The 21,718-nt window shown below is 35.1% G+C and carries 23 protein-coding genes and 1 other annotated feature; of the genes, 19 read left to right on the top strand and 4 right to left on the bottom strand.

Annotated elements, in window-relative coordinates:
- Positions 1-123 precede the first annotated feature (123 nt).
- Genes AQ616_RS15700 through AQ616_RS15690 form a run of 3 tightly spaced genes read right to left on the bottom strand, consistent with a single transcriptional unit; the run spans position 124 to position 2,968 of the window.
- Positions 124-453 (bottom strand): thioredoxin family protein, encoded by a 330-nt coding sequence (locus AQ616_RS15700; protein WP_017795308.1) that lies wholly within the window; start codon positions 451-453, stop codon positions 124-126.
- An 18-nt stretch (positions 454-471) separates the two neighbouring features.
- Positions 472-2,607 (bottom strand): heavy metal translocating P-type ATPase, encoded by a 2,136-nt coding sequence (locus AQ616_RS15695; protein ID WP_069686207.1) that lies wholly within the window; start codon positions 2,605-2,607, stop codon positions 472-474.
- Positions 2,597-2,968, bottom strand: a complete 372-nt coding sequence (locus AQ616_RS15690) for an ArsR/SmtB family transcription factor (protein WP_017795310.1) — start codon at positions 2,966-2,968, stop codon at positions 2,597-2,599. The genes AQ616_RS15695 and AQ616_RS15690 overlap by 11 nt, the downstream gene beginning before the upstream one ends.
- A 157-nt stretch (positions 2,969-3,125) precedes the next feature.
- On the opposite strand from AQ616_RS15690, the gene AQ616_RS15685 reads away from it, so the two are divergent.
- The 4 genes from AQ616_RS15685 (at position 3,126) to AQ616_RS15670 (ending at position 5,281) form a co-directional block, all read left to right on the top strand.
- Positions 3,126-4,046 carry an aminoglycoside phosphotransferase family protein gene (locus AQ616_RS15685; RefSeq protein ID WP_017795311.1) on the top strand — a complete coding sequence of 307 codons (921 nt, stop codon included), beginning with the start codon at positions 3,126-3,128 and terminating at the stop codon, positions 4,044-4,046.
- Between the two features lie 4 nt (positions 4,047-4,050).
- Positions 4,051-4,608, top strand: a complete 558-nt coding sequence (locus AQ616_RS15680; protein ID WP_069686277.1) for a cysteine hydrolase family protein — start codon at positions 4,051-4,053, stop codon at positions 4,606-4,608.
- A gap of 19 nt (positions 4,609-4,627) precedes the next feature.
- The gene (locus tag AQ616_RS19795) at positions 4,628-4,828 is read left to right on the top strand and encodes a hypothetical protein (RefSeq protein ID WP_069686206.1); all 201 of its coding nucleotides are present in this window, start codon (positions 4,628-4,630) and stop codon (positions 4,826-4,828) included.
- Between the two features lie 123 nt (positions 4,829-4,951).
- Positions 4,952-5,281: a YflT domain-containing protein gene (locus tag AQ616_RS15670; protein WP_017795314.1), complete on the top strand. Its 330-nt coding sequence runs from the start codon at positions 4,952-4,954 to the stop codon at positions 5,279-5,281.
- Between the two features lie 53 nt (positions 5,282-5,334).
- On the opposite strand, the gene allD is transcribed toward AQ616_RS15670, so the two are convergent.
- Positions 5,335-6,348, bottom strand: a complete 1,014-nt coding sequence (allD, locus tag AQ616_RS15665; protein ID WP_069686205.1) for an ureidoglycolate dehydrogenase — start codon at positions 6,346-6,348, stop codon at positions 5,335-5,337.
- Between the two features lie 96 nt (positions 6,349-6,444).
- Here allD and AQ616_RS15660 point away from each other — a divergent pair, with 96 nt between their 5' ends.
- The 15 genes from AQ616_RS15660 to AQ616_RS15590 all read left to right on the top strand — a co-directional run bounded on the left by AQ616_RS15660 (position 6,445) and on the right by AQ616_RS15590 (position 21,663).
- Entirely contained in the window at positions 6,445-7,119 is a 675-nt protein-coding gene (locus AQ616_RS15660; protein WP_017795316.1) for a GntR family transcriptional regulator, read from the top strand.
- A 28-nt stretch (positions 7,120-7,147) separates the two neighbouring features.
- Positions 7,148-8,161, top strand: a complete 1,014-nt coding sequence (locus AQ616_RS15655) for a TRAP transporter substrate-binding protein (RefSeq protein ID WP_069686204.1) — start codon at positions 7,148-7,150, stop codon at positions 8,159-8,161.
- Positions 8,161-8,646 carry a TRAP transporter small permease gene (locus AQ616_RS15650; RefSeq protein ID WP_017795318.1) on the top strand — a complete coding sequence of 162 codons (486 nt, stop codon included), beginning with the start codon at positions 8,161-8,163 and terminating at the stop codon, positions 8,644-8,646. Before AQ616_RS15655 ends, AQ616_RS15650 begins: the two co-directional genes overlap by 1 nt.
- Positions 8,643-9,917, top strand: a complete 1,275-nt coding sequence (locus tag AQ616_RS15645) for a TRAP transporter large permease (protein ID WP_069686203.1) — start codon at positions 8,643-8,645, stop codon at positions 9,915-9,917. The genes AQ616_RS15650 and AQ616_RS15645 overlap by 4 nt, the downstream gene beginning before the upstream one ends.
- A gap of 15 nt (positions 9,918-9,932) precedes the next feature.
- Positions 9,933-10,949, top strand: coding sequence for a zinc-binding alcohol dehydrogenase family protein (locus AQ616_RS15640; RefSeq protein WP_017795320.1), 1,017 nt, complete (start codon positions 9,933-9,935; stop codon positions 10,947-10,949).
- Between the two features lie 19 nt (positions 10,950-10,968).
- The gene (uxuA, locus tag AQ616_RS15635; protein ID WP_017795321.1) at positions 10,969-12,042 is read left to right on the top strand and encodes a mannonate dehydratase; all 1,074 of its coding nucleotides are present in this window, start codon (positions 10,969-10,971) and stop codon (positions 12,040-12,042) included.
- Complete coding sequence (locus tag AQ616_RS15630; protein ID WP_139136376.1) at positions 12,039-12,890, top strand: SDR family oxidoreductase; 852 nt, start codon at positions 12,039-12,041, stop codon at positions 12,888-12,890. The genes uxuA and AQ616_RS15630 overlap by 4 nt, the downstream gene beginning before the upstream one ends.
- 748 nt (positions 12,891-13,638) lie before the next feature.
- The gene (locus tag AQ616_RS15625; RefSeq protein WP_069686202.1) at positions 13,639-14,817 is read left to right on the top strand and encodes a glycerate kinase family protein; all 1,179 of its coding nucleotides are present in this window, start codon (positions 13,639-13,641) and stop codon (positions 14,815-14,817) included.
- A complete protein-coding gene (locus tag AQ616_RS15620) occupies positions 14,814-16,274 on the top strand; it encodes an SLC13 family permease (RefSeq protein WP_069686201.1) in 1,461 nt (486 codons plus the stop codon). Before AQ616_RS15625 ends, AQ616_RS15620 begins: the two co-directional genes overlap by 4 nt.
- 86 nt (positions 16,275-16,360) lie before the next feature.
- Positions 16,361-16,762, top strand: a complete 402-nt coding sequence (locus tag AQ616_RS15615) for a DUF3888 domain-containing protein (protein WP_017795326.1) — start codon at positions 16,361-16,363, stop codon at positions 16,760-16,762.
- Positions 16,763-16,812: 50 nt separating this feature from the next.
- Positions 16,813-17,071: a binding site (T-box leader), on the top strand.
- Between the two features lie 73 nt (positions 17,072-17,144).
- Positions 17,145-18,344, top strand: coding sequence for an MFS transporter (locus AQ616_RS15610; protein WP_069686200.1), 1,200 nt, complete (start codon positions 17,145-17,147; stop codon positions 18,342-18,344).
- Positions 18,345-18,509: 165 nt separating this feature from the next.
- Positions 18,510-19,520 (top strand): serine hydrolase domain-containing protein, encoded by a 1,011-nt coding sequence (locus AQ616_RS15605; RefSeq protein WP_069686199.1) that lies wholly within the window; start codon positions 18,510-18,512, stop codon positions 19,518-19,520.
- Between the two features lie 608 nt (positions 19,521-20,128).
- Positions 20,129-20,602, top strand: coding sequence for a GNAT family N-acetyltransferase (locus AQ616_RS15600; RefSeq protein ID WP_069686198.1), 474 nt, complete (start codon positions 20,129-20,131; stop codon positions 20,600-20,602).
- 53 nt (positions 20,603-20,655) lie between these two features.
- The gene (locus AQ616_RS15595) at positions 20,656-21,042 is read left to right on the top strand and encodes a steroid Delta-isomerase (RefSeq protein WP_069686197.1); all 387 of its coding nucleotides are present in this window, start codon (positions 20,656-20,658) and stop codon (positions 21,040-21,042) included.
- A gap of 66 nt (positions 21,043-21,108) precedes the next feature.
- On the top strand, positions 21,109-21,663 hold the full coding sequence (locus tag AQ616_RS15590) for a TetR/AcrR family transcriptional regulator (protein ID WP_017795331.1): 555 nt from the start codon (positions 21,109-21,111) through the stop codon (positions 21,661-21,663).
- Positions 21,664-21,718: the final 55 nt, after the last annotated feature.

Raw genomic sequence — 21,718 nt, 5'->3', positions numbered from 1 at the left:
CCATTACAATCAAAGCCGAATCCAAGCAGCTACATTAAAGGAATAATAAACCATACTCAAGGAGTTTTTTCTTGATAACGTCTTTAAATTATTCAATACATGTCTAGTTAAATTGGGTTTTTACTAGATATCTAGTATAGCTCGTTCTAGGTTTTGTTTTAATTGATCGATACGAATAAATCGGCTTTCCCTAAATAATTCTTTTTGCTCTAGAAGCAAAAACATGGTAGGTACCGTAAATACTAGGTATTCTCCTGCAATTTCTTTCACTTCATCTGCATCGACTTTTCCTACTTGGATTTGTGGGTAGTCACTTAATAGCTCTTGAACCTTTGGCCACACGGCATGACAAACACTACAGTTTTCTCTAGAAATATATATGAATGATAATTGATTGTCCCTCGTAAATTCTCTAACCATCTCGATAGAAGTTAGTTGTGTGTATTCTTTCATACAGCGACTCCTTTTTAGTTATGCGTCATCTTTTACTCTAAGCAGGCGTAAGCTGTTGAGTGTTACGATTAATGTTGCACCAATATCTGCAAAGATTGCTAACCAAAGCGTTAACCATCCTGGAATAACGAGTAATAGGGCTGCTAGTTTAATTCCTAATGAAAAGATAATGTTTTCTTTAATAATTCTTAGCGTTTTCTTACTTAAGTTCATCGTATATGGTAATTTATTAAGGTCATCCGACATTAATACGATATCAGCGGTTTCTAAAGCGGTATCGGTACCTGCACCACCCATTGCAATGCCGACAGTAGAAGCTGCGAGTGCTGGAGAATCGTTAATGCCATCTCCTACCATCGCTGTTTTTTGATGGTTAGTTGATAACTCTTTAATGTACTTCAATTTATCTTCTGGCAATAGATTTGACTTAACATTGGTGACACCGACTTGATTTCCAATTGCTGAAGCAGTATTGTGATTGTCACCTGTTAGCATGACAGTATTCATACCAAGCTTATTTAGTTTTATCACTACATTTTTTGATGCTTCTCTAACTTTATCTGCGATGGCATATAACGAGAGAATATCTTGATTAGTTCCTAGAATGATCACCGTTTTTCCTTCTAATTGTAAGTCTTCTATTTGTTTTTGGATAGTTGAATCGATGGATGTGTGTAAATCTTTAAAAAAGTCAGGGCTACCAACGTAATAATCTTTGTTGTCTAGCGTAGCTTGAACACCTTTTCCTGTGATCGATTTAAAGTTTTCCATTTCCACATTTTTAAATACAATGTTATTTTCATCCGCTTTACGTATAATCGCAGCAGCTAGTGGATGCTGGGAACCATTTTCAATAGCGGCGATGAGTGATAAGTTATAATCTTCTTCGCCTTGATAGGATACAATATTGGTTACGTGCGGTACACCTTCTGTTAAGGTACCTGTTTTATCAAAAGCGATAGTCTGTAGTGATCCAGTCTCTTCTAAATACACGCCACCTTTAATCAGTACACCATTTTTAGCGGCATTACCAATTGCAGTAACAATTGCAACGGGAGTAGAGATTACAAGTGCACAAGGGCAACCAACGACTAATATAGCTAATCCTTGATATACCCAAGTACTCCAATCTCCTGTGATAGCTGAAGGAACAATCGCCACCATGAGAGCAACGAGCATGATTACTGGGGTATAGTATTTAGCAAATTTATCTACGAAAGCTTGTGAAGGCGCACGTTCCGCCTGTGCCTCCTCTACAAGATGAATAATCTTGGAGATAGTGTTATCTTCCACTTTTTTCGTAACACGTATTTCTAATAATCCATCTACATTAAATGTACCTGCAAAAACTTCATCGTCCGTCATTCGAGCAACAGGAATACTTTCGCCCGTAATAGCTGATTGGTTAACAGATGAAGATCCTTTGATGACAGTGCCATCCATCGCTATTTTTTGTCCAGGTTTCACAATCATAATATCGTTTATCTGTATGTCGTTGACATCGACTGTTTGCTCTATATTACCTCTGCGTATAAGTGCTTCGTTTGGTGCGATGTCCATTAGAGACTGAATGGAATGTCTCGCTTTATCCATAGAAAATCGTTCTAATGCTTCACTTATCGCAAATAGAATGACGACCGCTGCGCCTTCTAACCATTCTCCTATTAATGCTGCACCAACAACGGCGATAGTCATTAATGTATTCATATCAAACTGGAACTGGATTAAATTCTTGAGTCCTTTGATAAATAGAGAGTAGCCGCCAATCAGAATTGCTGCGCCAAAACCTATAGTTGGTATCATACTTTGTTCATTTAAGGAATAACTAGCGATAAGACTGATAACTATAATAAAAGCGGCAATGTAGAGACGGATATTGTCTTTTTGTTTCCAAAAAGAAATCTTCTTTTTGGATTTACGTTCTCTTTCATCTGAGATTTTTAGATTCTCAAACGAACCTGCTTTTTCTAAATCTTGAATGGTTGTATTTCCCTCAACATATACTTTAGATGCTCCAAAATTTACTTGAGCATTCTCAACACCAGGTAATTGTTTTACATTGTTTTCAAACTTTGCTGCACAGTTCGTACAGCTTAAACCTTGTATTCGATATGTTTCTGCATTAGGATTAGTGTTTATTTGACTATAAGACATGGTTTTCCCCCTCTTGATGATGAATTAGTGCAATAGATACAAGTTGACGAATATGATCATCATCTAGAGAGTAGAAAGCGAGCTTTCCTTCTTTACGGTAGTTCACAATTCCTTGTTTATATAACGTTCTCAAATGATGAGAAGCTGTTGCGACTGATGTCTCGATGATATTCGCAATATCACAAACACAAAGATCATCTTCTTCACATAAAGCATAAGTAATTTTCGCTCTATTTTGATCAGATAAGGCTTTGAATATTTTTGCCATACCTTCTAAATCATTGTTTTTCATCTTGGATTGAACACGATTAACCTTTTCTTCATTATGACAATATATATCGCAAGTATCTTTAGTTATCATAAAATTCACGTCCTTGTTCAAATATTCATTTGATTGTATTGTATTACTAAATTTATTTATATTCAAGTATTCGTTTGAATGTTAGTTTGTATACTCTCATAAAGGAAAATAAAGATAAAGATAGAATAGTAAGTAGAGGTGGTTAAAGGGGGATATGATGACTAATCAAGGATTAATAAGAAAAATACCAGAATTACGTGAATGTAAGGAAATTATCCAAATTGAAAAAGGGTTCTCTGCTGATAAGAAATATATTATTCATACAGAGAAAAATCAGAAACGATTACTACGTATATTTGATTGCGCTGATATGAAGCAGAAACAACTAGAATTTATGGTGTTGAAGAAAATGGAAGAAAACCAAGTAGCCTGTTCCAGACCTAAAGCCATTGGTGAGGTGGGTCAGCATGGGTATATGATTACTTCATATATCGAAGGAGAAGATGCGGAAATAGAAGTCCTCAAACTATCTGAAGAAAAGCAATTTCAGGTGGGCGTAGAGGCGGGAGAAGAACTGAAGAAGATACATAGACTTCAAGTGCCACCACAGATTTCTTCTTGGTATTCCAGAAAAGTGATCAAACACCAAAGTTATATGGAAGCTTATCAAAATTGCGGAGTACAAGTAAAGAATGATGAAAAAATCATACGTTTTATTAAAGACCATATGCATTTGATGAAAGATCGTCCGAATGTATTTCAGCACGATGATTATCACCTTTCTAATCTGATTATTAATAACGGCGAGTTCGCAGGAGTCATTGATTTCAATCGATACGATTGGGGAGACCCTGTTCATGAATTCTTGAAAATTGGTATTTTTAGCCGGGAAATTAGTATTCCATTTTGTACTGGACAGATTAAAGGCTACTTCAGTGGAAGAGAACCGGATGAAGGGTTTTGGCGATTATATTCTCTTTATCTTGCAATGTGTGTGTTCTCGACAGTTGTATGGACATTGAAAACGATACCAGAGAATTTGAATCAGATGCTGGATAAAGTATACACATTTCTAGAGGATCACAATTATTTTGAAGAAATTGTACCGAAGTGGTATAGAAGGGAAGGAGGGTATTGATTTGATCAAGCAACTACTTTTAATTATTGATGTGCAACAAGATTTGATGGAAGGAAATGATACAGAACCGCCTGTTTTCTTGAAGGATCAACTTATAAGTAATGTTAATATTGTGATTGAAAAAGCACATAAAGAAAATATTCCTGTCGTATTCGTTAGAGATCTTGATGTGGCAGGAGGTAAAGGAGAGGGATTTGAAGTTCATCGCAACATACATGTACCGGAAGATGCGAGATTTTTTAATAAATCGGCAACAAATGCTTTCTACGGGACTGGTCTATTAGAGTATGTAAAGGCTGAGGAGTTTAACCATTTAATTATTATGGGCTGTGAAACCCAGCACTGTATTGATAGTGCTGTTCGAACTGCTACTATTAATGGCATGGATGTAACACTTGTCAGAGACGGACATTCAACGAAAGGCAATGAAGTGTTAAGTGGAGAACAAATTATCCGACACCATAATACAACCCTCCACGGTTATTATAATGTAGATCATTTTTCTGTCGTTCGGAATTCAAATGAAGATCTATTTATTCCTACTCATGATAACTATAGGTGAATAAAGAGGGAAATAATATATGAACACAAAAATACTCAAATTATTAAATGAAATATATCCACTCCAGATTACTGAAATTGAAGTAACAAATGAACTGTATCGATGTAAGGCGGATAAGAGGCATACGCTAAGTGGGGAACAAGTGTGGATTATGAATCACTTTAGAATTAAGATAGAAAATAACCATACTTTATTAAATCTAAGTGAAATGTATATTTGATCGGCAATTATTGATATTAGCAATCTATTATTAGTTGGCGTATTTTACCTTCCATAAAAATGATTAACTTTATTAAAACTGGGAATACAGATTATATAATCAAATTAATAGGAGGTAAATATCATGCCATTTGTAAAAGCTTATACAAACGATGAAGCACTAGAAAAGGATATTAATACTTTAAAAGAAAGTGATATTAATTCTAAAGAAATTTTTGTGTTATCACATGATGATGATCGTACAGCAAGAATTGTTAGCAATACAGATATTTCAGGAATTGACTATAATAAAGAAAACATCGGTTCCTTTGAAAAACAAGGTGATGAATTAAGAGAAAAGCTTATCGAATTAGGAGTAGCAGACGCAGAAGCTCATGAATTCGAAGAGGATATGGATGAAGGAAAAGTCTTTTTAATTGTCAAAGATGAAAGAGCACAAATAGTGCTAAAATAAAGGATACAATGTAGAAATCGCTTGGAGCTTAAGCTTCAAGCGATTTTTTGTGTCTAATAATTTTCTGATTCGTTTTTAATATAGGTATATACTGATTTTGGTAATGGAATCCCTTCTGTTTCTCTCTTTTTAGCTGTTATATTTTCTATCTCTCCTGGAATAAATACTCTTTCTACATGAGTGCTAGGAGTTGTGTTACGTAATTCTTGAATCATAGCGTCGAGTCTTGTTGTGAATACTTCAATTGATACAAATTTAGATGGGTCAATTGCCATGAAGAAGTGTCCAAGTTCCCTGTTTTTATCATAATCTCCATACATTTTAGATATATGTGGTCCAAAAGCAGCTCCTGTAAGCATAGAAGAGAATATTTCTACTACCATTGCTAAGCCATATCCTTTTGGACCTCCGAATGGTGACAATGCTACAACTTCATTAGGATCTATTGTAGCTTCTCCATTGTTGTCTACCCCCCAACCATGAGGAATTTTCTCTCCTTTTTCTTTGGCATTTAATATTTTCCCTAATGCAACAGTGCTTGTAGCGAAATCTAAAATTATTGCTTCTTCTTTATTTGCCGGAAAACCGAAGGCGATTGGATTTGTACCAAAGAATGGTTCTGCCCCACCAAATGGAACAACTACTTTATCCGTATGGGTCATAGCTATACCAATCAAGTTATTCTTTGCAGCTTGTTGAACGAAATACGATAACGCCCCACAGTGACTACTGTTCTGTACTGCAACTGCACCAGTCCCTGTTTGTTTAGCTTTTTTAATTGCTATGTTCATTGCTTCTTTGGAAATATAATGTCCAAACCCATTATCACCATCTAAAATGCTAGTGGACGGGGATGTGTCTGTTTCTTGCAATACCGGCTTAGGATTGATTCCGCCTTCTTTAATTCGTTTAATATAGTGTTCTACTCTTAATACGCCATGTGAATCAACCCCTCTGAGGTTAGCGTGAACAAGTACGTCAGTAATGATATTAGCGATCTCTTCTTCAATGCCATATTTTTCGAATACTTTTTTGGTCATTTGTGTTAACTCATCTTTAAGAATCATATTAAATACACTCCTTTCTTTTGAAAACGCTTAAATTAATACTAGCATACTTGTATGGTAGTATGGTAGAATTATTTTCAGAAAGGAGTGAATTATATGTTAAACAGGACGAAATTTAAAAATTCAACAAGAGATTTTGTATATGATACAATGCGAGAATCTATCATGAACCTAGAAATGCCACCTGGTAAAGCTATCTCAGAGAAAGAAATTGCTGAAGAATTAGAAGTTAGTCGTACACCTGTTAGAGAAGCTTTCTTAAGGTTAACTCAAGATGAATTATTAACTGTTTTACCGCAAAGAGGTTCGTTTGTTGCACTTATTGATTTAGACCATGTAGAGGAAGCTCGTTTTTTACGTGAGCAAGCAGAAGTAGGGATTATTCGATTAGCTTGTGAAGTGCTAAATGAGAGTTATATAGAAAAACTCCAATCAAATTTGAGTGAGCAGAAGGAAGCAAGAGACAGTGATGATGAAAACACCCTGTACATTTTAGATAAAGAGTTTCATCGTATATTTGCAGAAGGGACGGATAAACATCGTGTGTGGAATGTTGTTCAAAAGATGGATACACATTCCAACAGACTTAGGAAATTAAGTATAGAATTGAAATTAAATTGGAGAAAGCTAGTTGATCAACATGAGGCGATGCTGAATGCTGTTAAATCAAATAAACCAGATTTGGCTGAAGATATAATGCGTGAGCATTTATCACTCTTAATCTATGATCAAGAGGAGCTAAAAGCGAATTATCCTGATTATTTTTATTAAATAAAATGATAACAAGGGGTTGGCAATGATGATCAAAAAGTTAGTATTATTTGTTTTACTTACTTTCCTTTTCTTAAACGGTTGTTCAACAAATCAAAGTTCTGCGAAGGAAGAGGACGTTACACATTGGAAAATGACCCATATTTCCGATTCAAGCCATTTATGGCATCGTACAGCAGTTGAATTTGCAAATCTTGTAGAGGAAAAAACCAATGGAAAGGTAATAATTGAGTTATTTCCTAATAGCCAGCTTGGCAGTGAAGTAGATAATATTAATTCGATTCGTTACGGTGCTACGGATTTAACCATTACGGGGGAAACTTTAGAGGTATGGACACCGAATGCTGTTATGTTAGCGGTACCATATGCTTTTGAAAGCAATAATCATATGAGGGAGGTCATTGAAGGTGACATTGGGGAGAAAATCGAAAACGATATTAAGCGTGATATTGGTCTGACTCCTTTATTTTATATGGAACGTGCTCCACGAAACTTGACTTCAAACTATCCCATCTCAACACCGGATGATTTGCGAGGATTTAGTATGCGGGTTCCAAACGTACCGTTATTTTTAGATTCGTGGTCAGAAGCTGGTGCTCAACCACAAGTAATGAGTTTAAGTGAAGTATTTACTGGATTGCAACAGGGAGTTATTGATGGTCAAGAAAATCCCAATGACTTAATTGAAAGTAATGGATTTTATGAAGTGCAAGATTATTTAAATTTAACAGAGCATGTTCGTTCTTGGATTTATGTGGTAGTAGGTACGGAACAATTGAAAGCGCTACCTGAGAATCAACAAGAAGCAGTCAAAGAAGCTGCTGCAGAAGCAGAGAAGTATGCACAAGATTTATTAGAACAAGAGACAGAAGAAGTCCGACAAAGATTAATTGATGCTGGTATGCAAATTAATGAAGATGTTGATACAGATGCATTTCGTGAAGCAATGTTACCAGCGTTAAAAGAATATTTTAAAGAGGAACAATTAGAGCTTTACCAGGACATATTAGATGTTGCCGATGAAAACGGAGGTAATCAATAATGAATGTAATGAGAAAAATAGATAAAATTCTCGGAATAATAGCAATGTTATTATTTGCCGCTTTATTGTTAGTTGTTATTATTCAGATCTTAAGTCGTTATTTTCCGTATGATTTTATATGGACTGAAGAGCTTTCTCGGTATCTATTTGTCTATTCTATTGTAATAGCAGCACCACTTGCTTTAAGGAAACAAGAATTTATAAAAGTAGATATGCTTATAGAATTCTTGCCGAAGCATGTTCGAAGAATTTATGAGAGCGTAATCGCTGTTTTAATTTTGCTGTTTTCAGTGGTGTTATTCATCTATGGATTCAATTTAGTGACATTGGGTATAGATTTTTATGCTCCTACTTTAGGGTTTTCTATGGCGTATACCTATGCAGCAATTCCGCTATTAGCGGTTTTATTAATTGTTTACTCTGTAGTGTACATCATCGATCAATTTAGTATTGAAAGTCAAGAGAGTGAGGAGGAACAATTATGATGGCTTTATTGCTTTTTGGTCTGTTCTTAATACTCATTGTTACCGGTGTGCCAATTGCATTTAGTTTAGTATTATCTTCATTGGTTTATCTATTAATTGCAGGAGTACCGTTAACCGTTATTCCACAAACCTTATTTGCGGGCTTAGATTCTTTTGTCATGCTTGCGATTCCAGCATTCATTTTGGCAGGTAATTTGATGAATGCTGGTGGGATTACAAACCGTATTATTGACTTTGCGAACGCAGTAGTGGGTCATATAAGAGGTGGCTTAGGCTTAACAAACGTAGCTTCTTCTCTAGGATTTGCAGGAATATCTGGAACAGCTTTATCTGATACAGCAAGTATAGGATCTGTAATGATTCCAGCGATGAAAAAACAGGGGTATGGTGCTGGGTTCTCAGCAGCAGTAACTTCAATATCATCAACTGTGGGACCGATGCTACCCCCATCTTTACCAATGATTATTATTGGAACTTTAGCCAGTATTTCTATTGGTGATTTATTTTTAGCAGGTGCAATCCCAGGGGTATTATTAGCATTAGGATTTTTACTAGTTACATATATTATTTCTGTAAACCGTCAATATCCTAAAGGTGAAAGACAGACAATCGCTGTAGTTGGTAAAACCTTTATGGGAGCGTTTTGGGCGCTATTAATGGTAGTTATTATTCTTTGGGGGATTCTTGGAGGATATTTTACCCCAACAGAAGCAGCGGTAGTTTGTGTGGTATATGCATTTATTGTAGGGAAATTTGTTTATAAAGAACTGGACTTAAAACAAGTACCTGCTATTTTGCTTACAACGTTAAGATCAACAGCTTCCATTTTATTACTTGTAGGATTTGCAAATACTTTTGGTTGGATTTTAGTAAGTGAAGGTGTGCCACTTCTAATTGCAGATGGAATCCTTTCTGTTTCAGAAAATCCAATCTTTGTAACTTTATTAATTATATTGTTGCTCCTTATGGTTGGAATGTTTATGGAAACAATAGCAGCATTAGTTATTCTATTCCCTGTATTGTTGCCAGTTGCAGAAAGTATAGGAATGGATCCAATTCACTTTGGCGTGGTGATGGTATTATCCTTAATGATAGGTTTATCAACTCCGCCTGTGGGTGTTTGTTTATTTGTAGCATCAACATTCGCGGAAGTTCCAATTACCAAAACGATAAGAGAACTACTGCCTTTTTTTGGTATCGCAATTTTTGTGCTCCTTGTTGTAGCCTTTGTACCTTCTCTATCTTTGTACCTACCGAGTCTATTTGAATAAAGGATGTGGAAAGTAATGAAAGCAATACAGGTTGAGAAACCAGGGAAATTAGAAATTGTAGAAATGAATAAACCTACTATAAAAGATGACTATGACGTCATTGTAAAAGTGAAAAGAGTTGGTATATGTGGTTCAGATGTTCACATCTACCATGGAACTAACCCATTTACCAAATATCCAAGAGTAATTGGTCATGAAGTATCTGGTGTAGTGGAAGAAGTTGGAAACAAAGTTGTTAGTATAAAAAAAGGTGATTTAGTAGCGTTAGAACCTATTATCTACTGTGGAGAATGTTATGCATGTAGAAAAGGTCAACCTAATGTATGCAAATCATTAGAGGTTTTTGGTGTTCATCGAGATGGAGGGATGAGTGAATGGCTTAAAGCTGAAGAAAAGAATTGGCATAAAGTCTCTAGTCATGTTTCTGAAGAAGCGGCGGCTTTAATTGAACCTTTAACAATTGGAGCGCAAGCAACGTATAGAGGAGAAGTGCGTGAAGGAGAGAAAGTTTTTATTATTGGCGCTGGTCCTACAGGTATTGCTTGTCTGTTATTAGCAAAAGAACGAGGTGCTACAGTATTCATCTCTGACTTCAATCAAACAAGATTAGATTATGCAGATTCTATTGGTGCAGATGTTACCATACAGCCTAAAAAAGTTAATGTAGCATCGGAGATAGATAGATTAACAGATGGAGAGCTAGCAAATGTTGTAATCGATGCCGTAGGATTACCTGAGACTTTTCAACAAGCAGTTGAACTTACTTCAATAGCGGGGACAGTAGTTACATTAGGTTTTAATGAAGAACCATCTTCAATACCGTCTCTGTTATTAACGAAAAAAGAATTAAAAGTTGTTGGATCAAGACTACAGTCACATCAGTTTAAAAATGTAATCGATAAAGTTAATGAAAGAAAGTTAGATCCAAGTAAAATAATTTCTCATCAATATCCAATGGAGCAAATAAAAGGTGCGTTTGATTTATTAGAAAACCATCCAGATGAAGTTAGAAAAATAGTACTAACATTTTAGTTTTAGGAGTGATTGAAGAATGCGAATGACATTTAGATGGTATGGTGAGAATAATGACTCTGTTTCATTAAAACATATTAAGCAAATTCCTGGTGTAGAAGGTTTGGTATGGGCATTGCATCATCGTTCAGCAGGAGAAGTATGGCCGTTAGAAGAAGTATTGGAAGTGAAAAAGCAAGCAGATAAGTATGGCTTTCACTTGGACGTTGTGGAAAGTATTAACGTTCATGAGGATATTAAATTAGGAAAGGAATCAAGAGATCAGTATATAGATAACTATAAGGAAAGTATTCGACATGTTGCAGCTGTAGGAGCGAAAGTTATTTGTTTTAACTTTATGCCTGTTTTTGATTGGACGCGTACCGACCTTTACAAAGAATTAGAGGATGGTTCAACGGCATTGTTTTACGAAACATCAAAAGTGAATCAAATGGATCCGACTGAGTTGATTAAGCAAATAACCAATTCAGGTTATACAATGCCTGGCTGGGAACCTGAACGTTTAAAAACTATTAAAAATTCATTTAAAGCTTATGAAGAAGTAGATGAAGAACAATTGTGGATAAACTTAGAATATTTTTTAAATGAGGTGTTGCCTGTAGCAGAAGAGGAGGATATCAAATTGGCTATTCATCCTGATGATCCGCCATGGCCAGTGTTCAATCTACCCCGAATTATTACGAATGAACGAGCTGTTGAAAGATATCTAGCAATTTCAGATAGCCCATCTCATTGTCTAACTTTATGTAGTGGATCTTTAGGTGCAAATCCTAATAATGATATCCCAGGTATTATACGAAGATTTCATAATCGGATTGCTTTTGCCCATGTTCGTAATGTGAGAATCTATGATAATGGTGACTTTATAGAAACATCTCATCGAACGAAAGATGGATCCGTTCCAATTGACGAAATTGTAAAAGCGTATCATGACACTGAATTTAAAGGATATATTCGTCCGGATCATGGAAGACATTTATGGAACGAAGAATGTCGTCCTGGTTATGGATTATATGATCGTGCTTTAGGTGTAATGCATCTTTGGGGATTATGGGATGCTTATGAATTAGTGAAGCAAGAAAGGAGTGAATGATATTGTTACCAATTTATGAAGGACTAGTTGGAAAAGTAGCAGTTATTACTGGTGGTAGCGGAGTATTATGTCAAGCAATGGCAAAAGAACTTGCACGTCAGGGTATGAAAATCGCTATTTTAAATCGTAATGTTGAGAATGGAGAAAAGGTTGCTGAAGAAATCATAGGACATGGCGGTATAGCAATAGCAGTTGGTTGCGATGTATTAAAGGAAAAGCATGTAAAGGAAGCTTATAAGATAGTAAAAAAAGAATTAGGAGAATGTGATTTATTAATAAATGGAGCTGGAGGAAATCATCCAGATGCTATTACAGACAAGGAGAAGTTTGAAGCAGGAGACATCGATGACAATACTGTAAAATCTTTCTTTGATTTGCAATTAAATGGATTTGACCATGTGTTTCAGCTGAATTTAGTCGGGTCACTTATTCCTACACAAGTATTTGCACAGAATATGGCTACACGCGGAGGGAATGTTATCAATATTTCATCCATGGCGGCACCTGCACCAATGACAAAAGTTCCAGCATATAGTGCTGCTAAAGCAGGTATAGATAATCTTACTAAATGGTTATCTGTTCATTTCGCGGAAGTGGGTATTAGAGTTAATGCGATTGCTCCTGGGTTCTTTTTGACCAATCAAAATAGAAATCTTTTACTAAATGAAGATGGTTCTTTATCTAACCGTGCAGAAAAAATCATTAATCATACACCACAACGTCGGTTTGGGAATCCGGAAGATTTATTGGGCACTTTACTTTGGCTCGCTGATGATAATACATCTGGATTTGTAACGGGAATAACAGTACCTGTTGACGGAGGATTTATGGCTTATTCTGGCGTATAAATATAAAATTATATATAAACCTGCTTGAATTTTGATTCAAGCAGGTTTATTCAAGTTTAATAAAAGTTAGATTTTATTTTTTAGTAGAACTTACCTAAATAGTTATTCGCATTATGTAGTGTTAGTTTAATAGTTTACACATATATACATGGAGGGTCCTCAAATAATAAGGAAGGATCAACATGTCATTAACAAGAAATCAAAAACTAGCCCATTTTTTAATTTTGCCGATAGGATTATTTTTATTTTCTCATTTACTATTTTAGATATTAAATCGTGGTGAAACTCCAGATATATTTCAGCCTCATTGGTTTAATAACGATAATTCTCCTAAAGAACGTCAGTTTATTAGACAGATTATATTTTGGTCATTGTTAATAATGATTTGTGTTTGAATATTTATTGTTGATAAAACATTATAGATTCATAAATTGAAAGCGTGTCGTGATTCCTCATCGTGTGCATGTAACGTACAACTATAAAGATTCACACATTATTGAACCTCATTTATTATTATCTGATAAAAATGGAGTTTATGCTTTCTATAAGATTGACTAATGTGTTGTTACTACTTCTATTTTTCACACCATTTAATTTACACTAAAATCCAGCAGCAGTAATTTTAATTCCCCAATTTCCAAAATTAACCATATTCTAATCTATTTCTAAGAAAGCCCTAATAGCTATCTCATTAATCACAATTAAAATGTTATTTATAACTTATAAAGATGATATTGGAGGCTATCTTATGAAAATTGTAATTATACCATCCGGATTTAAAGAGTGCTTAAATGCAGAAGAAGTTGCTAGTTCAATGGATATGGGAATCCGTCGGTTTGATCGAAATGTAAAAACAGTTGTCATTCCAATGATTGATGGTGGGGAAGGTTTTGCGGAAACAATTATCAATATTAAAAAAGGAGAACTTATTTACAAGAGAGTCACTGGACCAGTAGGTGGACAGATAATGAGCCATTTTGGAGTATATGAAGAGAAAGGAGTAAAGAAGGCTGTTATAGAAATGGCCGCTGTTGCAGGGTTAAGGTTAGTTCCTCGATCCATGCGCAATCCTTTGAAAACGACTACATTTGGTGTGGGTGAACTAATAGCAGCTGCTTTAGATGAAAATGTCGATCAAATTATTATTGGATGCGGTGATTCGGGAACATCCGATGGGGGAGCTGGTATGGCTCAAGCGTTAGGGGTTCAATTTCTCGATCAGCGTCATCAGTTATTGGATATTCGCGGAGGCGGCGACTTAAGCCAAGTCTCACATATTGATCTTTCTCATCTAGATGAAAGAGTTTGTAATGTGAGAATTGATGTTGCTTGTAATTGGCATAATATTCTTTGTGGAGCAAAAGGAGTCGCCCGTGTATTTGCTCCTCAAAAGGGAGCTACTCCTGGAGAAGTAGAGATTTTAAGTCATGGATTAGAACACTATGCATCTTTGATTCAGGAAGCAAAGGGTGTTGATGTTAGGTTTGTACCAGGAAGTGGAGCTTCGGGTGGACTGGGAGCAGGATTGCTTGCCTTCACAAATGCTGTGCTCCATCCTCGATATGATATCATCATGCAATATATTCAGCTTGAAGAGCATATTCAGGATGCTGATTTGGTTTTAACAGCGGAAGGATGTTTAGATGGCCAAACGCCTAATGGAAAGATACCATCGGAAGTTTCAAGAATTGCCAAACTAGCAGGAGTTCCGGTGATTGCTATTACCGGTACCATTGGTGAAGGAGCAAGTATTAATTATACAAGTGGAATTGACGCATATACGAGTATTATCCAAAAGCCGACTTCATTAGAAAGTGCAATGGAAGAAGCAGCTATTTGGATTGCGGATAGTGCAGAAGCAGCGATAAGACAAATACAAATAGGATATAACATCGCGCAACGTAAATATAAGCGGGATGTAATATGATAGGCGATACTCGAATAGAAAGAAGAAATACGAGAATATCTCCGATCACTAAATATTTTAATGAGATGTCTTATCGTTCTGTATTTCTTTACAGTATATTCATCATTTTATTTGTAGCAATAGCATTTACTAGATCGTTAGATTATGAGGCGAAAATTACACTTATTATTTTTATTATTGCGATGGTATTATGGGTGGTTACGAAGCTTCCTGCTGGGTATGTAGCACTTGGATCATTATTATTTATCATTCTATTAAAAGGAGCTAGCCCAAGCTTATTATATGAATCATTTTCACTTGAAATAGTCTGGTTAATGATTGGGGCATTTATTATAGGTGAAGCAGTGAAACGTTCTGGATTAGCTGATCGAATGATGAACTCAATCCTTCACCGCTCTACAAGTTATAATGGGCTTTTATTTTATGTCATGATAGCACTTTTTCCGTTGGCTATTTTTATACCTTCTACATCTGGGAGGGCTGCGTTAACGTTGCCTGTTGTTAAGGAATTGGGTAGACGAATCAAGGATGAGAAACAGAAGCAAACACTAGCTTTGTTTGTCCCCATCATTATTTTGATGACAACTTCAGCTACTATCATTGGAGCGGGGTCACATCTTATAGGAATAGAACTTTTAAACCAAACAACAGGGGGTTCGATTTCCTTTTTTAATTGGCTAATTTGGGGGTTACCATTTGCCTTGTTTATCAGTTTTATTACTTATTTGGTAATAAAACTATATTTTGTACGGCAAGGTTCTAACCCTGTATCCATGGAAGTGGTTAATGATTCAGTTGACCATGAGAAAAAGGTAATGACAAAAAAAGAGTCGCAAACCTTAGTAATCATCGGCATACTTGTTCTTCTTTGGTTAACAGAGGCAGTACATGGATATGAAATTGGATTTGTCACCATTTTGGGGGCAATTGTTTTGATGACTCCTAAGTATGGTCTGATTTCGTGGAAACAAGGGATAAGGGCGGTATCTTGGAATTTAATTATATTTGTATCGGCAGCAACTGCATTAGGGATTAACCTAGTGGAAACGGGGGTTGTTGGATGGGTTGAGGAACATATCTTTCAATACATTTTAAAGTATTCAGGATTCAGTCATTGGGGAATACTTTGCGTAATCTTACTTATTTCCATTACGAGTCATTTATATGTGACCTCTCATACGACAAGAGCCATTGTATTTCTACCTGGATTTCTTATGTTAAGTACCTCGTTAGACTTAAATTCTACTGCAGTTTTGTTTTTATGTTTGATTGGGATGAATTATTGTGTGACTTTTCCAATAAGCTCCAAAGCATTGCTTGTTTATTTTGAACAGGAGGACATGAACTTTGAAGCTCGAGATTTATTGAAGTTAAGCATGATACTAATGCCTGTTTATTTTATTTCTATGTTGATATTCTATTATACGTATTGGACATGGACTGGATTATCACTTTAAAATTTTTTCGCATAACGTTTTTGTGCTAAATATATATTGCATAAGATCATTCTAGTTACAAACGCTAAACAGAGGTGATTTTTTCAATGAAAAGAATTCTTGTTTTAACGTGTATCCTCAGTTTATGTATAAGTGTTCCATCTGCTTTTGCAAAGCCGATTAATGAAGCGGATACGGATTTTACTAAGACTCTCGAGTATGCACTTATCATTAGTCTCATAGAACCAATTGACGAAGCGATTACTACCATATACAAAGATGATAAAAATGCGCCGGAAGATTTAGAGTGGTCCGTCGATGAAGCAGAGATATTAAAGATTAAACAACTCGGCGAAGTTGGAGAAGCATATGAAATCACATTGAAAGTTTTTCCATACTATGGTAATAAACAAATATATGGTGAAGACTTGCTTGTTGTTCAGGCTGGTGGAGAATTAATAGAGTTTCATCATTTGGACACGTATCATGTGAAAGATGAACGGAAATAGGTTTGGTATTTACTTTTTTAAATAAACAAGGTAGAATAATGAAAATTTATACAAATGCGATGAAGAGAAGAGTAAGCATCTGAACAATCTACAGAGAACTCCGGTAAGCTGTGAAGGAGCGTGCGGGAAGATGCTGAATCAAGGCTTGGAGCTGTGTATTGGATTGAAAGAGATTTTTTTCATGATAGTGCAACGGGTTCTCCCGTTATAGAGATAGAGTATCGCAATTATTATTGCTGTACTTGAAGAGGTCTATACAGTGATGTAAAGACAAACAGAGGTGGCACCGCGATTAATCTCGCCCTCAAAACAATTTGTTTTGGGGGTGAGTTTTTTATTTGTTTTCCTAATTTTTGATTCAAATAAAAAGGAAGTGGTGTGATTGTTTAACTGGAAATACCCGCTTTTGTTATTAAGTGGTATTGGTATATCTAACATTGGAGGATGGGTGTATTTAATCGCATTAAATTTAATAATATTAAATGAAACGGGTTCTCCTTTTGCAGTAGCAATTTTGTACATTTTAATACCACTGGCTACAATCTGTTCAAATTTTTGGTCAGGTAGCATGATTGATCGAGTAAATACAAGAAAACTTATGATTAGTCTTGATCTATTTCGAGGGGTGTGTATTGCTCTGATTCCACTAATTCCATCATTACCATTGGTATATGTTGTTGCATTTATAATTAATATGGGAACGTCGATATTTGAACCTGCTTCTATGGTTTATATGACGAAGTTAATTCCCAAGAAAGATAGACAACGATTTAATGCCCTAAGAAGTTTTATTAACTCTTGTGGAGCAATGATTGGACCAGTTATTGCAGGAGGTTTGTTTTGGTTAGGAACACCGCCTACAGCTATTTATGTAAATGCTCTTGCAATGTTTTGTTCTGCTGTTATTATTTTTTTCTTGCCAAATGTGACGACATATAAAGCTAAGAATCAAGACTTTAATTTCAATATAATTCGTATGGATATTAAGGTAGTGCTGGATTATAGTAAAAAGCATTTGTTGGTAGCAAAAATATATTTATTTTTCTGTGGTACGACTATTTTTATGGCAGCGATAGATTCATTAGAAGCATCTTTTGCGAAAGGTGTTTTATTAATATCAGACACCAGTTATGGATTTTTACTAAGTTTGTTTGGAGTTGGTATTATAGCGGGGTCTATAATGAATACGATCTGTGCAAGTCGATTTAAAATCAATTATTTAATTGCTTTTGGAACTATATTTACTGCGTTAGGGTATGTGGTTTTTTATAGCTCTCAAGGATTTGTAACGGCCGTTTTCGGAGTAGTTATTATTGGGTTTTCAGTAACTTTTGCGAACACTGGTTACTTAACATTCTATCAGAATCATGTTCCTGTAATTATAATGGGACGTTTTGGAAGTGTATTTAACATCATAGAAGCAATATTTATCATTGGACTAACAATCTTAGTGGGATTCTTTGCGGATATAATAGCTATTCGCTCTATAGGATTAGTAAGTTCTATCTGTTTTTTCGTACTAGGAATTATGGTAATGGTCTCCGTATCCAAAAGTAATCGCAATAATTTTTTCAACATGTAATTCCTTGATTAGTTGGTTATTTCAGAAAAATGAAAAATGTGGTATTCTTACTGCTAAAGAGGGGGGAGATCTCGATGCGTAGATTTTTAGTGTGAACAGTCTAACTAAATGATCCTTACCGTACATTATCAAAAAAATATCAAAGGACATTTAGGAGGATATAAGATGAGTAAACTGATTCAATATGTTGATAAAGTAGCTAATGATATTCAATTTTCAGGTACTATTCATGTGAAAAGTTCTGAAGGAATAACAACGAAAAGTTACGGTTATTCCAATCGTGCGGAAAGAATTAAAAATCAAACCAATACTCGTTATGGTATTGCTTCAGGATGTAAAATCTTTACATCTATTGCCATTTGCCAATTAATTGACGCAGGGAAATTATCTTTTGACACTACATTAAATCAATGTTTAGATGTTGATTTTCCGTATTTTGATGAGAATATCACTGTACATCATTTATTAACCCACACTTCAGGCGTTCCGGATTATTTCGATGAAGATGAGATGGACGATTATGAAGAACTGTGGGTATCCATACCAATGTATCATATAAGAAGTCTAAAGGACTTCTTGCCATTATTTAAAAATATGAAGATGAAGGCGGAAGTAGGAAGCTCTTTTTCATACAATAATGCTGGTTATATTCTGCTAGGATTAATTGTCGAGAAAGTTTCTGGATATGTATTTGGTGATTATATCCAGAAGTATATATTCCAAAAGGCAGGAATGGAAGACTCCGGGTACTTTGAAATGGATGGTTTACCGGAACGAACTGCTTTCGGTTATATTGAAAAGCCGAACGGGGATTGGAAGACAAATATATATTCTCTTCCAGTCAAATCAGCTTCTGATGGTGGTGCATATGTAACAGCTAGAGATATGGCATTATTCTGGGATGCGCTAATGAACAACCTACTTTTATCAGAAGATATGACAGACCAATTCTTAAAGCGAAGAATACATGTTGATGACGATATTTACTATGGCTATGCTGGTTATATGCAAGTAATGGAAAACAAAACAATAAAGCATATTTTGATGGGATATGACCCAGGAGTTAATTTTCGTTTTGTACACTATCCTGCTACGTCGTCAACGATTGTAGTGTGTTCGAATAAATCAGAAGGTGCCTATGAAATTTTAAAGAAGATAGAAGATGTATTGGTATAAGTAAAGAGAAAAGGCTGGGCTAGATTGCCCAGCCCTTTTAAAATCAAGAATTTTTTGGGCAGGAGGAAAGGCTGCTTGAGACCAACTTACGTAAACTGGGGAGATTCTAAAATAAAGTTAACATGAGTGCCGAGTAGGGTGCTACCATCACTTCATCTAATTACAAGTGTACATGGATTATGTTTTCAAGATGGAAAGTTATTAATGATTGATCTGAAACAGCGTGGCTATATCATCATAATTGGAATGCTATTTACGAAGATATATTAAAAGTTGCATTATCACTAGAATAAGAGGCAATAGAAATGAGAGATAATGATATACGGTTACGACCTTTTTGAATGGTTAATCTAACATAGAAGTTGACTGCATCCAGCAAATACACATAAGAGAGCAACGGTTCATACAGTGTATCCTTGAAGCAGGTTTTGTTTAGTAGTTTCTTTGCTTTTTATAATTTTACTTCATGTATAAGTTAAATAGAGGATAAAAAGAAAACATATCAAAACAATATTATTCAACTGCACCCCTCCTTATCGGAATTGAAAGACGGATTTAATAATAGATTATATAATTTCTCATGAGAATACGGGAAAGGAGAAAAATATTTGCAAATAAGACACATCCAAAGTTCAGATTATTATACTATATCCCCATTAGTAAATGAGTGGTGGGGAGGTAGGGAAATGTCAGATATGTTACCTAAATTATTTTTTAATCATTTTAATGATACGAGCTTTATAGTGGAAAATGATGAAGAAGCAGTAGTAGGGTTTTTAATTGGATTCTTATCACAAAGTAAGAAAAATACGGCATATATTCATTTTGTTGGTGTACATCCCGATTATCGTAACCAGCAGGTAGCGAAAAAATTATATAATACTTTTTTTAAGGTGATTCAACAGAAAGGAAGAAACATTGTCCGCTCGGTAACATCTCCGGTCAATAAAGGGTCTATAGCTTTTCATAAACAGATGGGATTTAATATTGAAGAAGGAGATAAAGAAGTAGAGGGAATTGAAGTTGTTTCTAATTATGATGGACACGGACAAGACAGGGTCTTATTTATGAAAAGAGTTTAGGAATCAACAAATAAGTAAATATGATTAGAAAAGGAAAGGAGCGGTGATTTTACATGCCAAGAGAGCAAGAAATGAAAGCAAACCTGCAAAATTATTTAGATGGATTTAATGAAGGGGATTCAGAAAAAGTAATTTCGTTATTTGCAGAAGATGCACGTGTAGAAGATCCTGTTGGGAGTGATCCTTTAAAAGGAATAGCATCCATTGCATCATTCTTTCAACAATCTGTTCCGTCGGTTAAAAGATTGGAATTAGCTGCACCGATACGTGGATCACATAGTAATTCAGCGGCGATGGCATTTAACATTTACGTTGAAATAGAAGGTAAAGAATCGGTTATTCGCTGTATTGATGTGATGACATTTAATGATGACGGATTTATTATTGATATGAAAGCATACTGGGGACCAGAGGATATACAGTCAAGCTTAAATTTTTAATTGTATGAGAAAATAATCTATGTTAGCCTTTAAATATAATGAACGTTCTATCTAAGGAGAGTAAGCATGAAGAAATCAAAGAAAAGAGAAGATTTATTGGATGCAGCGGAAGCTCTTTTTTACAAACAAGGATTTCATACGATTGGCATTAAGCAAATTTTAAACGAAGCTAATGTGGCGACAATGACAATGTATAATCATTTCGATTCGAAAGAAGAATTAATTACAGAAGTATTGAAGCGTAGAGAGAAAATTTATTTTGATTTGTTAAAGTCTCATACATCAGGGCAAACAGATGTAGAAGCCTATATAGAATCATTAATTGATTTTCATGTTGACTGGCTTGTAAAGGATGGTTTTAATGGTTGTTTATTTTTACGAGCAAAACAAGAGTACGAAGGAATTAATGAAGATATTACTTCATTAAGTGTTGAGTATAAGCAGAAATTAATTGATAAAATTAGTCAAGACCTGGCTAGTTTAAATATGGAAGATAACTATTCTGCCAGCATGCAAATCACACTTATCTTAGAAGGTGCGACTTCCATGTTTCAAATTTTAGGTACGGAAGTGACCAGAAGAGAAACAAAAAAGGTTGTATCGAAGTTGATTGGAAAATAGATGTTGATCTATTTTCTTTATTTTAAAACTTTAATATAATGAACGTTCTATCTAA

The organism is Oceanobacillus sp. E9 (genome assembly GCF_001741975.1).
Classification (GTDB): Bacteria; Bacillota; Bacilli; order Bacillales; family Amphibacillaceae; genus Oceanobacillus; species Oceanobacillus kimchii.
This window is presented reverse-complemented; position numbering and strand designations above follow the sequence as displayed.

Coding starts and splice junctions, on each gene's coding strand:
- AQ616_RS15700 (WP_017795308.1), bottom strand. CDS start 453: ATGAAAGAATACACACAACTAACTTCTATCGAGATGGTTAGAGAATTT.
- AQ616_RS15695 (WP_069686207.1), bottom strand. CDS start 2,607: ATGTCTTATAGTCAAATAAACACTAATCCTAATGCAGAAACATATCGA.
- AQ616_RS15690 (WP_017795310.1), bottom strand. CDS start 2,968: ATGATAACTAAAGATACTTGCGATATATATTGTCATAATGAAGAAAAG.
- AQ616_RS15685 (WP_017795311.1), top strand. CDS start 3,126: ATGACTAATCAAGGATTAATAAGAAAAATACCAGAATTACGTGAATGT.
- AQ616_RS19795 (WP_069686206.1), top strand. CDS start 4,628: ATGAACACAAAAATACTCAAATTATTAAATGAAATATATCCACTCCAG.
- AQ616_RS15670 (WP_017795314.1), top strand. CDS start 4,952: ATGCCATTTGTAAAAGCTTATACAAACGATGAAGCACTAGAAAAGGAT.
- allD (WP_069686205.1), bottom strand. CDS start 6,348: ATGATTCTTAAAGATGAGTTAACACAAATGACCAAAAAAGTATTCGAA.
- AQ616_RS15660 (WP_017795316.1), top strand. CDS start 6,445: ATGTTAAACAGGACGAAATTTAAAAATTCAACAAGAGATTTTGTATAT.
- AQ616_RS15655 (WP_069686204.1), top strand. CDS start 7,148: ATGATCAAAAAGTTAGTATTATTTGTTTTACTTACTTTCCTTTTCTTA.
- AQ616_RS15650 (WP_017795318.1), top strand. CDS start 8,161: ATGAATGTAATGAGAAAAATAGATAAAATTCTCGGAATAATAGCAATG.
- AQ616_RS15645 (WP_069686203.1), top strand. CDS start 8,643: ATGATGGCTTTATTGCTTTTTGGTCTGTTCTTAATACTCATTGTTACC.
- AQ616_RS15640 (WP_017795320.1), top strand. CDS start 9,933: ATGAAAGCAATACAGGTTGAGAAACCAGGGAAATTAGAAATTGTAGAA.
- uxuA (WP_017795321.1), top strand. CDS start 10,969: ATGCGAATGACATTTAGATGGTATGGTGAGAATAATGACTCTGTTTCA.
- AQ616_RS15630 (WP_139136376.1), top strand. CDS start 12,039: ATGATATTGTTACCAATTTATGAAGGACTAGTTGGAAAAGTAGCAGTT.
- AQ616_RS15625 (WP_069686202.1), top strand. CDS start 13,639: ATGAAAATTGTAATTATACCATCCGGATTTAAAGAGTGCTTAAATGCA.
- AQ616_RS15620 (WP_069686201.1), top strand. CDS start 14,814: ATGATAGGCGATACTCGAATAGAAAGAAGAAATACGAGAATATCTCCG.
- AQ616_RS15615 (WP_017795326.1), top strand. CDS start 16,361: ATGAAAAGAATTCTTGTTTTAACGTGTATCCTCAGTTTATGTATAAGT.
- AQ616_RS15605 (WP_069686199.1), top strand. CDS start 18,510: ATGAGTAAACTGATTCAATATGTTGATAAAGTAGCTAATGATATTCAA.
- AQ616_RS15595 (WP_069686197.1), top strand. CDS start 20,656: ATGCCAAGAGAGCAAGAAATGAAAGCAAACCTGCAAAATTATTTAGAT.
- AQ616_RS15590 (WP_017795331.1), top strand. CDS start 21,109: ATGAAGAAATCAAAGAAAAGAGAAGATTTATTGGATGCAGCGGAAGCT.